At 58.6% G+C, this 12,503-nt stretch carries 13 protein-coding genes; 10 read left to right on the forward strand and 3 right to left on the reverse strand.

Going from position 1 to position 12,503, the window contains the following annotated elements; translation table 11 throughout:
* Positions 1-234 precede the first annotated feature (234 nt).
* A complete protein-coding gene (locus tag AAAB16_RS08185) occupies positions 235-633 on the forward strand; it encodes an MAPEG family protein (protein ID WP_340662894.1) in 399 nt (132 codons plus the stop codon).
* A gap of 312 nt (positions 634-945) precedes the next feature.
* Here AAAB16_RS08185 and AAAB16_RS08190 read toward each other — a convergent pair whose 3' ends face one another.
* Positions 946-1,146 carry a hypothetical protein gene (locus AAAB16_RS08190; protein ID WP_340662895.1) on the reverse strand — a complete coding sequence of 67 codons (201 nt, stop codon included), beginning with the start codon at positions 1,144-1,146 and terminating at the stop codon, positions 946-948.
* Positions 1,147-1,310: 164 nt separating this feature from the next.
* Here AAAB16_RS08190 and AAAB16_RS08195 point away from each other — a divergent pair, with 164 nt between their 5' ends.
* From AAAB16_RS08195 to AAAB16_RS08215, 5 genes are all read left to right on the forward strand, one after another.
* Complete coding sequence (locus AAAB16_RS08195) at positions 1,311-1,814, forward strand: PaaI family thioesterase (RefSeq protein WP_340662896.1); 504 nt, start codon at positions 1,311-1,313, stop codon at positions 1,812-1,814.
* 11 nt (positions 1,815-1,825) lie between these two features.
* Entirely contained in the window at positions 1,826-2,272 is a 447-nt protein-coding gene (locus tag AAAB16_RS08200; RefSeq protein ID WP_340662905.1) for a PaaI family thioesterase, read from the forward strand.
* A 50-nt stretch (positions 2,273-2,322) separates the two neighbouring features.
* Positions 2,323-3,582 carry an MFS transporter gene (locus AAAB16_RS08205; RefSeq protein ID WP_340662897.1) on the forward strand — a complete coding sequence of 420 codons (1,260 nt, stop codon included), beginning with the start codon at positions 2,323-2,325 and terminating at the stop codon, positions 3,580-3,582.
* Positions 3,583-3,821: 239 nt separating this feature from the next.
* Positions 3,822-5,720 carry a molecular chaperone HtpG gene (gene htpG / locus AAAB16_RS08210; RefSeq protein ID WP_340662898.1) on the forward strand — a complete coding sequence of 633 codons (1,899 nt, stop codon included), beginning with the start codon at positions 3,822-3,824 and terminating at the stop codon, positions 5,718-5,720.
* A gap of 87 nt (positions 5,721-5,807) precedes the next feature.
* The gene (locus tag AAAB16_RS08215; RefSeq protein WP_340662899.1) at positions 5,808-6,530 is read left to right on the forward strand and encodes a dienelactone hydrolase family protein; all 723 of its coding nucleotides are present in this window, start codon (positions 5,808-5,810) and stop codon (positions 6,528-6,530) included.
* Between the two features lie 138 nt (positions 6,531-6,668).
* On the opposite strand, the gene AAAB16_RS08220 is transcribed toward AAAB16_RS08215, so the two are convergent.
* Complete coding sequence (locus AAAB16_RS08220) at positions 6,669-7,532, reverse strand: pirin family protein (protein WP_340662900.1); 864 nt, start codon at positions 7,530-7,532, stop codon at positions 6,669-6,671.
* 6 nt (positions 7,533-7,538) lie between these two features.
* A complete protein-coding gene (locus tag AAAB16_RS08225; protein ID WP_340662901.1) occupies positions 7,539-7,940 on the reverse strand; it encodes an OsmC family protein in 402 nt (133 codons plus the stop codon).
* 138 nt (positions 7,941-8,078) lie between these two features.
* Here AAAB16_RS08225 and AAAB16_RS08230 point away from each other — a divergent pair, with 138 nt between their 5' ends.
* From AAAB16_RS08230 to AAAB16_RS08245, 4 genes are all read left to right on the forward strand, one after another.
* Complete coding sequence (locus AAAB16_RS08230) at positions 8,079-9,080, forward strand: amidohydrolase family protein (RefSeq protein WP_340662906.1); 1,002 nt, start codon at positions 8,079-8,081, stop codon at positions 9,078-9,080.
* A 71-nt stretch (positions 9,081-9,151) separates the two neighbouring features.
* Positions 9,152-9,619 (forward strand): DUF3859 domain-containing protein, encoded by a 468-nt coding sequence (locus tag AAAB16_RS08235; protein ID WP_340662902.1) that lies wholly within the window; start codon positions 9,152-9,154, stop codon positions 9,617-9,619.
* Between the two features lie 481 nt (positions 9,620-10,100).
* Positions 10,101-12,047, forward strand: coding sequence for a DUF1302 domain-containing protein (locus AAAB16_RS08240; protein ID WP_340662903.1), 1,947 nt, complete (start codon positions 10,101-10,103; stop codon positions 12,045-12,047).
* A gap of 28 nt (positions 12,048-12,075) precedes the next feature.
* The coding region (locus tag AAAB16_RS08245) for a DUF1329 domain-containing protein (RefSeq protein ID WP_340662904.1) at positions 12,076-12,503 on the forward strand (428 nt) is incomplete at its 3' end.

Here is a 12,503-nt window from a genome sequence, read left to right on the forward strand (position 1 = left end):
TCTAATCGACATAGTGCTTCGCTCCGACCATGGCATCACTCGATCTCCCGATTCGAAGGATTGCCTAAGCCTAAATGCGTTACCTATGTCTCCCGACACCTGTTACCTATGTCTCCCGGCTGAACACTGTGCGCACCATTGCGTTTTCCGCTAAATCGCTTGGTGCGCACAGCACACCCTACGGGGCGCTACACTGGCGTGCGGCGCATTGCCCAATAACAAGGAGAACAATCGATGAGCTTGCCGTTTTGGTGTGTGTTTATCTCGGCCCTTTTAATCTTCGTGGCGAAGATTCCGGTGGCCAAGGAAATGAATAAGGATGGTGGCTACGACAACCACCATCCGCGTGCGCAGCAGGCGCGGTTAACGGGGTTTGGGGCGCGGGCGTATGCGGCGCATCAGAATAGCTTTGAAGCGTTTATGTTGTTCGCCGCCGCTGTGTTGATGGCGCATACCACGCAAACCATGGGCTGGTTTGTCGATACGTTGGCGGTGATCTTTGTCGTATGCCGCGTGCTCTATCTGGGCTTGTATTGGGCTGATTTGCCTTGGCAGCGTTCGCTGGTGTGGATTGTCGGCTTGGTCTGCACGCTGCTGATTATGCTGAGCCCGAATTTGCGCTTGGTTGCTTGATCTGGAACCAATGCGGTCGTACCCGCGCAGGCAGGGCAGCGGGTGATGTGATAGCACATGCGACCGCATGTCCGCGCACCACTCTGGATTCCCGCCTTCGCGGGAATGACGAGAATGTAGCGACAGATATCCGTCGTCCCCGCGCAGGCGGGGACCCAGGATTGTAAGCCACGCCAAAATGCTTGGTTCGGCGCGCACTTCTGGGTACTCACCTACGCGGTGATGACGAGCAGGGATGGCTACACTCAACTTCCCCCAGAAACAACAAAGGCCCACATCTGTGGGCCTTTGTCTGCTAGCAAGTAGAGCGAATTACTTGGTGGCTTCTTCGTGAGCTTCTTCAGCTTTTTGCTGAATGGCTTCGCCCGTTTTCTGTGCGGCATCTTGTGCCGACTCGGCGGAATCCTGGGCGGATTCGCGTGCGGATTCCATTTTGTCTTCTGGGGTTTTATCGCAGGCGGCCATGGTCATGGTGGCGGCGAGCAGCAGGGCGTAGGCAATTGGCTTTTTCATAGGTATTGGTCCTTTTCGCGTTATCGGGGCGATTTATCTTATCGCTGCGGTTTTGGAGCGTGACCTGCTGCGCGAAGTTCCAACCAAAGTCGTCTGACGGCTCCAAACCTTGGTCTGGAAAGGTATGATGCGGCCCTTATGGATCAACAACATAGGCCGTGAACATGAGCGATAGCCTGATTCTAGAGCGCGCCCAGCGCTTCCTGTGGGCGTTGCGTCATTGCCAGGTACTGGGCCTGAGCGTGCATGCGATCGACAGCCAGCGTCTAACCCTGCGCCTGCCTTATAGCCGGCAGATTATTGGTAACCCGGAAACCGGCGTTATCCATGGCGGCGCCATCACCACGTTGATGGACACCACCTGCGGCATTTCCACCATCTGCGTACTGCCAGATTTCGAAATCTGCCCGACCCTGGACCTGCGCATCGACTACATGCGCCCAGCCGAGCCGCATAAAGATGTGTTCGGCGTGGCCGAGTGCTACCGCGTTACGCCCAATATCATCTTCACCCGCGGCTACGCCTACCAAGACGACCCCGAGCAACCCATCGCCAATGTGGTCGGCACCTTTATGCGCATGGGCAAAGGCGTGCAGGGCAAAGAGCTGCAAAGTTCGGCAGTCAAACCTGAGCACTTCAAAAGCGCGATAGACGGAGGCACGGCATGAGCGACACCGAGCTGCCAGCCCTGAACCTGAGCCAATTGGTAAAGGCGGCGCACGAAAAGAACAACTACGACGAGCTGTTGGAGCTGACCCCGTACGCCAAGCTATTGGGCATTGAATGCCTGCGCCTGGGCGATGACATGGTGTTCCGCATCCCGGCCAATAAAGACAGCATCGGCAACCCGATTCTGCCGGCCATTCATGGCGGTGTAATTGCCGGGTTTATGGAACACAGCGCCATGCTCCATTTGTTGATGTTTATGGGCACGCCGCACTTTCCGAAAATCATCGACTTCTCGATAGATTACCTACGCGCCGGCCACTATCGTGACACCTTCGCCGCGTGCCAGGTCTGGCGCCAAGGGCGGCGCGTGGCCAATGTGGCGATCACTGCCTGGCAAACTACGCGCAGCGAACCCATCGCCACTGCGCGGGCGCACTTCAAGGTCGATGAGCCGTAGGCTGCTAGCGGTACTCCAGGCAAGACGTTCAGGACAATAAGGATGTGTAGATGGATGCGTTGCTGATCCTCGGTGGCTTGCTGCTGATTCTGGTCGGGCTGGTGTGGTTGGTCATGCTGGCGTTCGACACCAGCTTGCTGTGGGGGCTGGGTAGCCTGTTTCCGCCGCTGACCCTGGTGTATGTGCTGCGCCATTGGCGTGTGGCGCGCAAAGCCGTGGTGCTGAGCGGCTTGGGCTTTATTCCGCTGATCGTCGGCCTGACCTTGCTGGCTAATCAAGATGCCCAGCGCTTGCAGGCCATCCTCAGCCTGGACTGGGCGCGCCCGCCAGTGCAGGCCCCTGCCGAGTTGGCCATCCACCTGCGCGGCAGCCTTAACGGCCAGCCGTTTGCGCCGCAGCAAGCAGAGTTGATCGATGGCGTATTGAGCTTGCGCGAAGGCGAGGATGTGTTTGCCCGCCGTGAAGTGACCATTCGTTTGCCCAACCTGGTCAAAAACGGCAACGCCCCGGTGCGCGTCGATGTGCTGCCGCAAGACAGCGGCAACCTGCCCGAAGTGCAGTTGAGCTGGCTGCTACCGGAGCAGGAACTGCCTGAAGCGCGTCGCCTTAACCATGCCTATACGTTGCACCTGAAATTAGAGCCGCAAGGGCCGAACAAGCTGGCCGGCGACTTCCATTTGGTGTTGCCGCCGCAGTTCAAAACCACCCTGAGCGGCACGGTGGAGTTGTTTACCGATCACCTGCGTTATGTCGATGGCAAGGTGGATGCCCGCTACGACTCGCGGGAAACGCTGGAATACGTAATCACCGATTACCTCAAGCGCCGTTACGCCACCCAGCGGGTTGAGCTGGGCATTTTGCCTGGGGTGAATTTTCCGGCGAGCAATATGAGCCTGAGCATTGAGGCGCGGATTAACGACCGTAATGAGCAGTTGCCGGTTGTTCTGCGCAAAAGCCCGAGTCGCGGCTGGATTGTGGTGGGCGATCGCTATCAGGTTGAAGCAAAGGCCGAGGTGGCTGCCGAGGTAAAACCCGAGAAGGCGCCGGCTGCTAACCCTGTTCCCGCAGCGAATAGCTCGCTGGACCGCCGTCAGCGCTTCAGCCTGGAGCGCCTACAAAGCAACCCCAGCCGCTATATGAATTTGCAGATGCGCATAATGACCGAGCGCGGCAGCATGGTTGAGGGGCGCTTCAATGGCATTGATACCGACGGGCAGATTGTTGTGCAGCGCAACCTTAAGGGGCAGGGCGGGGCGAGTTTTGCCGTGCTACCGGCGCAGATCACCTCGATTGAATTGTTAGAGCCCTGAGGAATGGCGCTTTGGCTGCACGCAGTGGCGCCGTGGACATCTGGATTGCGAATCGGACCGCCGCCTGCACGCGAATGACGGTGTTGCATAAATCTGCCCGTCGTCCCCGCGCAGGCGGGGTGCACGTCATGCACAGCACCCGCCCCTTAGCCTAAGCACTTGAAATCCCAGCCCTTGCCCCCATCTGTTGGTCATCGCCGTGTTAGCGGCCTCTGCCATCTGCTTGGAGTTAAACGACCATGAGTGTGGAAACTCAAAAGGAAACCCTGGGCTTCCAGACCGAGGTGAAGCAGCTGCTGCATCTCATGATCCATTCGCTGTATTCCAACAAGGAAATTTTCCTTCGCGAGTTGATCTCTAACGCCTCCGACGCCGCCGATAAGCTGCGTTTCGAAGCCCTCGCCAATCCAGCCCTGCTGGAAGGTGGCGATGCCCTGAAAATTCGCGTGAGCTTCGATAAGGCCGCCAACACCGTGACCCTTGAGGACAACGGTATCGGCATGAGCCGCGAAGACGCCATCACCCACCTGGGCACTATTGCCAAGTCCGGCACCGCCGACTTTATGAAGCAATTGTCCGGTGACGAGAAAAAAGATTCGCACCTGATCGGCCAGTTCGGCGTGGGCTTCTACTCGGCCTTTATTGTTGCTGACCAGGTTGAAGTGTTCAGCCGCCGTGCCGGCACTGCGGCCAGCGAAGGCGTGCACTGGAGCTCCAAGGGCGAGGGCGAGTTTGAAATCGCCACCATCGACAAGCCCGAGCGCGGCACCCGTATCGTGTTGCACCTTAAGCCGGCGGAAAACGAGTTCGCCGATGGCTGGCGCCTGCGCAATATCATCAAGAAATACTCCGACCATATCGCCTTGCCCATCGAGTTGCCGAAAGAGCAGCACGGCGAAGACGCGCCTACCGAAACCGAGTGGGAAACCGTCAACCGCGCCAGCGCGCTGTGGACCCGTCCGCGTACCGAGGTTAAGGACGAGGAATACCAGGAGTTCTACAAACACGTCTCCCACGACTATGAGAACCCGCTGAGCTGGAGCCATAACAAGGTTGAAGGCAAGCTGGAATACACCTCGCTGTTGTACGTGCCGAGCCGCGCGCCGTTCGATATGTACCAGCGCGAAGCACCGAAGGGCTTGAAGCTCTACGTGCAGCGCGTATTCGTGATGGACCAGGCCGACGAGTTCCTGCCGCTGTACCTGCGCTTTGTTAAAGGCGTGGTCGACTCCAACGACCTGTCGCTGAACGTCTCGCGGGAAATCTTGCAGAAAGACCCGATCATCGACTCGATGAAGTCGGCGCTGACCAAGCGCGTACTGGACATGCTGGAAAAGCTGGCGAAAAACGAACCTGAGCAATACAAAAGCTTCTGGAAAAACTTTGGCCAGGTGATCAAAGAAGGCCCGGCTGAAGACTTCGCCAACAAAGAAAAAATCGCCGGCCTGCTGCGTTTTGCCTCCACCAGCGATGACAGCGGCGAGCAAAGCGTGTCGTTGGCTGACTACTTGGCCCGCGTTAAAGAAGGCCAGGACAAGGTTTACTACCTCACTGGCGAAAGCTACGCCCAAGTGAAAAACAGCCCGCACCTGGAAGTGTTCCGCAAGAAAGGCATCGAAGTGCTGCTGCTCACCGACCGTATTGATGAGTGGCTGATGAGCTACCTCACCGACTTCGACGGCAAGCAGTTTGTCGACGTGGCCCGTGGTGACCTCGACCTTGGCAACCTGGATTCGGAAGAAGACAAGAAAACCCAGGAAGAAGCCGCCAAAGCCAAAGAGGGCTTGGTTGAGCGCCTGAAAGCCGCGCTGGGCAGCAGCGTTAGCGAAGTGCGGGTTTCCCACCGCCTGACCGACTCGCCAGCGATTCTCGCCATTGGCGAACAGGACCTGGGCCTGCAAATGCGCCAGATCCTTGAAGCCAGCGGGCAAAAGGTGCCGGATTCGAAGCCAATCTTTGAATTCAACCCGGCTCACCCGCTGATCGAAAAACTCGACAACGAGCAGAGCGAAGAGCGTTTTGGCGACCTGTCGCACATCCTCTTCGACCAAGCCGCGCTGGCCGCTGGCGACAGCCTGAAAGACCCGGCCGCCTACGTGCGTCGCCTGAACAAGCTGCTCGTCGAGCTGTCGGTTTAACACTAGAGTGAACACAAAACCCGCTTCGGCGGGTTTTGTCATTTCCGCGTTGCTGCCCCAACCAATGACCGATCCCAGGAGTGAGTGATGAGCGAATTCAGCGTAATTCCAGTGGCCTACAGCGTTGATGGCCATGGCTACGAAGGCCAACTGGTATTTGACCCTAGCGTAACCGCTGCGCGCCCAGGCCTGTTGCTGGCGCCGAACTGGATGGGCGTCACCGATGGCGCCATCGAACTGGCCAAGAAAGCCGCCGGCAAAGACTATGTGGTGCTGGTTGCCGATATCTACGGCGCCGATGTGCGCCCCAACGGCCACGAACAAGCGGCTGCGGCGATGATGCCGTTGAAAAACGACCGCGCGCTGTTGCGCACCCGTATGCAAGCCAGCCTGGCGACACTGCAAAGCCAAACCCATGCGCCGGTTGATAGCGCTAAATTGGCCGTGTTTGGCTTCTGCTTTGGCGGCTGCTGCGCCCTGGAACTGGCCCGCGATGGCGCGCCGATAAAAGCGGCGGTGTCTTTCCATGGCACGCTTGATACCCCCAATACCGCCGATGCCAACAACATCAAAGGCAAGGTGTTGGTGCTGCATGGTGCTGCCGACCCGCTGGTTCCGAAAGAGCAACTGCCAGCGTTTGAAGCAGAGATGGATGCGGCCAATGTTGACTGGCAGTTGGTCAGCTACGGCGGTGCCGTGCATTCCTTTACCGACCCGGCAGCCGACAATTTGCCAATGATGAAATACAACCCCACCGTTGCCGCACGGGCGTTTGCCAACATGGCGCATTTGCTTAAAGAGGCGCTGTAACGCAAGTCGGGTTCGCCATGAAATTCTGGGTCCCCGCCTACGCGGGGACGACGGTGGGTTGCAATTGGAACGCCGTCATTCCCGCGTAGGCGGGAATCCAGGATTGTCGATGGGTCGTAGGTTTCCATGAGCCACGCTTTAACGCGGCAACTCGATCCGTTCGCTTTCCCCGGCCACCGTCGGCCAATCCTGCGCCGCCCATTTCTCTCGCGCCCGATCAATCAACGCCGAATCACTGGCCACAAAATTCCAATTCATGCGCCGTGGCCCGTCCAGCGCTGCGCCGCCGACCATAATCACCTGGCAATCGCTGTCGGCGAACACGGTGTAGGTCTCGCCTGCGGGCAATACCAGCATGCTCTGCACGGGTAGCGGCTGGTCCTCCAAACGCGCTTCGCCGCTGATCACATACAGCCCCCGTTGCTCATGTTCGGCCGCAATAAATTGCGCGGCGCCCGTGCTCATGTAGATATCAGCCAGCAGGGTAGGGGTGGGCACCGGCACGGGCGATTTCAGGCAAAACCCTTCGCCAGCGACCAGGCGGATACGCACGCCCAATGCCTCACTTTCCGGTAACTCGCCAACGCTGTGGTGGCTGTAGCTCGGGGTGCTCTGTTCCAGGTGTTGGGGCAGGGCCAGCCACAGTTGCAGGCCATGCAGCTGCGAGCCGCTTTGCCATAGCTCGGCCGGGGTGCGCTCGACATGGGCAACGCCGCTGCCCGCCGTCATGTAGCTAACATCGCCGGCCGCCACGTACTGGTCCGAGCCCAGGCTGTCTTTGTGCAGCAACGCGCCTTCGAACAGGTAGCTCAGGGTCGACAGGCCGATATGCGGATGCTGACGCACGTTCATGCCGGTGCCCGGTGCATAGCGATTGCTGAGGATATGGTCGAAAAACACAAAGGGCCCCACGCTGCGGCATTGCGCCGAGGGCAGGGGGCGCAGGATGGGTTGCCCTTCGACATCTTCCGGGCGCGGGCGAAGCAGGATCGGGCTGGCCATGGTCAATTAACCCAGTTGCGTTTCAACGTGGATTTCAGTGCTGGTCATCAGCTTGTGCACCGGGCATTTGTCGGCGATGGCCAGCAGCTTGGCACGTTGCTCATCGCTGAGTTCACCTTGCAAGGTGAGGGTGACATTGAGGGTGTAATGGCCTTCGCGTTCTTTGCTGGCATCGCGACTGACGGCCACCTGAATACCCGTTAGCGGGATGCCGCGAGCGCGGGCGTATTGGGTCACGGTCAGGGCTTTGCAGGCGCCCAGGGCGGTGTCGAAGTAGTCATGCGGATCGGGCGCCGAGCTTTCGCCGCCGAGCGCCGTGGGCATATCGGTAAACAACGGCGCCAGTTCGGCGATCTGAATTTCATGGCGGTAGCTGCTGGCAGACTGGCTGGTGACGGTAATGGTCATGGTTGATCTCAACAGACAAATGGCGGGGTAGAGCATCCTGCTTGGCCCAGCTTGAACCTGCAAGCCTAGCCGAAGGTCTATGCTTGTCAGGCATTTTCAGGGAGCGAACCGTTGTCCATTTTTCCAAAAACCATTGCCATGCTCTGTACCTGGTTGGCCATCGCCAGCGCTAGCCAGGCCCGCGACTACCACTACACCGATGCCCACCTGCACTACGTCGACTTCTTTCAGGAAACTGAAGGTATGCAGAAGTTGCTGGAGCAGATGGATGCCAACCGCGTCGACCATGTAATGATCACCGGTATTCCGCTGGCGAAGAAATGGCATGAAGACGAGCCCAAACGCCCGCGCTATTACGCCGGTGACGACGCCGATGCCTATTGGTACAGCGCCACCGATTTTTATGTGGCCGCCGCCTTGGGCGATTTAAACCAGGCCCAGCGCCAACGCTTTCACCCGTTTATTTCCGGCTTTAACCCGGTCGACAAAAACGCCGCCACCCATATCGAACGCCTGCTCAAACTCTACCCCGGCTTGTGGCAAGGCATTGGTGAAGTGTTCACCCGCCACGACGACCTCACGGCCATCACCTCTGGCGATACACCACGGGCCAATAACGAGGCCATGACCGCCGTTTACCACCTGGCCGCCGAGCACGATTTACCGGTGTTGCTGCACAGCAATATCACCTCCAAGCGTGAGAAAAATCCGCTGTACCTGCATGAAGTTGAGGAGCCGCTGCGCAACCATCCGCACACGCGCTTTATTTGGGCGCATGCCGGCACCAGCCTGGAATTGCACCGCCATCAAACCCAGTTGGACTTCGTGCTGCCGACCTTGCAACGCATGCTGGAGGCCTACCCGAATCTGTATATCGACCTGTCCTGGAGCGTGTTGCACCCGTATTTGATGGACGATGCCGGTAAGCCCAATAAGGAATGGCTGGCGCTGGTCGAGCGTTTCCCTGAGCGCTTTATGCTGGGCTCTGATGTGGTGGGTAAGTTCGAGGGCATTGGCGAGCAAATGCATGGCTTTGACCCGTTTCTCGATGCCTTGCCGGCCGATGTGGCGCAGAAGGTCGCCCGCGATAATTTCCTTAATGTGCTGCCGCGTAACCTCAAGGAAACAACTCCGCGTTGATGTTTTTCCGTTGTCATCAGTCTGTCATTGCCACGTCATAAGCTCGCGCCATCCCAACTAAGGAGCGCGATATGCAAGTCATCCGTATGAGTTCGCTGGCGGCTTTGCTGCTGTGTGGTATTAGCCAAATGGCGGCTGCCGAAGTGCGGGTAGAAGGCCCGGTGGAATTCGGCATTTTTGAAACCAGCGCCAAAGACCTGCAACCGGGCGAGCGCGTGCTTACCCGCAGCCAGCAAACCATCCTCAACACGGATGAAATTCCGGCCAAGCTGGGCACCAAATTTGGCATTCGCTATACCCTGGCCAACAAGAAGGCCGACGACACGCCGCTGACCTTGCTCTACCTCACCCCCGGCATTCAATCCGCCGATGGCCGCCACGACAAATTGGTGGTGGAGCAGAAACTGGTGGTTGGCGCACCGCAAGACGTGATGGCCTTTGAGTTCACCGAATACAACGAGCTGGCCAAAGGCGAGTGGCGTTTTATGGTGTTCCAGGGCGACCGGTTGTTGGCCGAGAAGACCTTTACCGTGCAGTAAACACACCCGCCTTACCCAACCCGAGCCGCCATGCGCCTCGGGTTTTTTATTGCCCGCCTTCTGCACCGCGGCCCGCGCCCGGTGTTTAACGCGCACATCGCTTGGTGCGTATGGCACACCACTGCGAACCTGGATCCCCGCCTTCGCGGGGACGACGAAGGACCGCTGATAGTCCCTGTCATCCGTCATCCCCGCGCAGGCGGGGATCCAGAATATCCGCTAGACCACGCCACCCAAACTCACCTTCAGCCCCTGTCGTTTGCCCTGCAGCTGCTAATTTCTTTGCACCGGTTGGCAGCAAGGCAACACTTTGTTACTTTGCGTGCACTATCGTACCAATTAGCCGTACGTGCGCGGACGATGGAGTTTCTGTTGATGGCTAAGGGCGCGTGCCTAGCCTGCCATCAGCAGCCGAGAGACGAATAAGAACAGGGCGGCCCTGAGCCTCCCGAATAATCTTGGCCGATAAGGAGCGTTGTCGATGAAGACGCAAGTGTGCTTTCCCACGTGGAAAATTCGCCCATGGCAGGCCGGTGCGGCCTTGGCGCTGTTGCCAGTGCTGGTAGCGGGTACGGCGCAAGGGGCTGAATTCAGCTTTGCCGACAACGAGGTGACCGGCTCGTTGGACACCACCCTCTCATACGGCTCGATGTGGCGTGTGCAGGGTCGCGACAAGGGCAATATCACCGATATCAACGCCGACGACGGCAACCGTAACTTCGACACCGGGCTGGTTTCCGAAGTCTACAAAGCCACCTCCGACCTGTCGGCCAAGTACCAGAACTACGGTTTGTTTGTGCGCGGCACTGCGTTCTACGACACGCAAATCATGGACAAGCGCAACGACTACGACGGCACCACCAACGGTGTCGAGCGCCCCAGCCAGAACTTCCCCAACGACAACGAATTTACCCAAGACACCCGCCATAACGCCGGGCGCAAAGCGCAGATTCTCGACGCCTATCTGTATGGCAACTGGGATATCTACGACCAACCGGTGGCGGCCAAAGTCGGCCGGCAGGTGCTGAGTTGGGGCGAGGGCGTGTTCTACCGCGGCGGGGTTAACACCATCAACCCGGTGGACGCCGCCAAGTTCCACTTGCCAGGCTCCGAGTTAAAGGAAGTGCTGGTGCCGATGGAAGCCTTCAGTTTTAACGTCGGGCTTACCGACGATTTGTCCATGGAAGCCTTCTACCAGTGGAAATGGAAAGAGACCCAACTGGACCCTGCCGGTACGTATTTTGGTGACACGGATTTGTTCGCCGAGGGGGGGAATACGGCGTATACCACCGATGCGCGGCTGATCCCGGCCATGCAGTTTTACCCAGGCTTTGTTGCGGGCGGGTTGTTGGGCAACGGACCGTATGGCGCCAACTCGTACCTGAACACAGAAACCGGCGTGTTCAAGGTTGCCAATATTGGTAAAGACATCGAGGCCGACGACAGCGGCCAGTTCGGGGTCTCATTTCGCTATGTCGCGGAGCAGTTGAACTCCACCGAGTTCGGATTCTATTTCGTTAACTACCACGCCAAAGAGCCGCAAATTGCGGTGGACCTACGCAACTACGAAGGCGCCGATCAAGCGACACTGCTTGCCCTGACTGGCGGCGACGTTGAGGCTGCTGGCGCGTTGGCAACATTGGATATGGCCGGCAATGCCGAGGCGCGCCGTGACTATGTGGAAAATATCCGCATGTACGGTTTCAGCTTCAATACCACCGTGGGGGATGCCTCGTTTTCAGGAGAGGTGGCCTATCGGCCCAATGCACCTATCAGCATTGCCGCCACGGATGACCTACTGGGTGACTTGCTGATTCAAGGCATTGGCGGTTCTAGCTTGACTGACAGCGCGACGCCAGGTGATCAGGCCTGCGCCGCTGTCGCGGGCAAACAACTCTGCCGCTCGCAGCTTTTCGAAAACTACGAACGCGCCGAAACCTACAACATCTCGCTCTCCACCATCTACAACTTCGGCCCCATGGTCAGCTTTGACTCGGTAATGGGCGTGGCGGAAATCGCCTCGCAACATATCCGTGGCAGCAGCCTGAAATACACCGCCTACGACGGCAGCACACGCAAGTTCGCCAGCACCACCGACAAGGCTTACGTCGACCCGGAAAACGGCGACTCCGACCAGATCACCCGCGACAGCTACGGCTATACCTTGCTGCTGTCCGGTAGCTGGAACGACGTGTACGCCGGGGTAAAACTGTCGCCCTACGTGGTGTACCAGGACGACTTCCAGGGCAACTCCGACCGCACCGGTAACTTTATCGAAGGGCGCAAGGCCTACACCTTGGGTATGGATGCCAGCTACCTGAACGCCTTCGAAGTAGGGCTGCAGTACACCGAGTACTACGGCGCTGGCCGTAACAACTCGATGCGCGACCGCGACAACGTGTCGTTAAGCGCCAAGTACTCGTTTTGATGCCTGACAGACTTCTGGAGAACCGTGCATGTTGAATAAAACCTCACTGCTGCTCGCCGCCGTTCTGTTGGCCCTGGGCAGCACCGATAGCCTGGCGGGCGTTTCCGCCGGGCAAGCCGCCACGCTAAAAACCACCCTCACGCCGCTCGGCGCGGAAAAGGCCGGCAATGCTGCCGGCACCATTCCCGCCTGGACCGGTGGCATGACCCAAGCCCCGGCCGGCTACAAAGGCCCGGGCGCGCACCATGTCGACCCGTTTGCCGGCGAGAAGCCGCTGTTCACCATTACCAAAGCCAACCTCGACCAGTACAAAGCCAACCTCACGGCCGGGCAGGTCGCGCTGTTTAACGCCTACCCGGAAACCTTCCAGATTCCGGTCTACCCCACCCACCGCACCGGCTCGGCGCCGCAGTGGGTGTACGACAACACCTTTAACAACGCCACCAGTGCCAAGGT

This window comes from Pseudomonas sp., from assembly GCF_037994325.1.
Taxonomy (GTDB): domain Bacteria; phylum Pseudomonadota; class Gammaproteobacteria; order Pseudomonadales; family Pseudomonadaceae; genus Aquipseudomonas.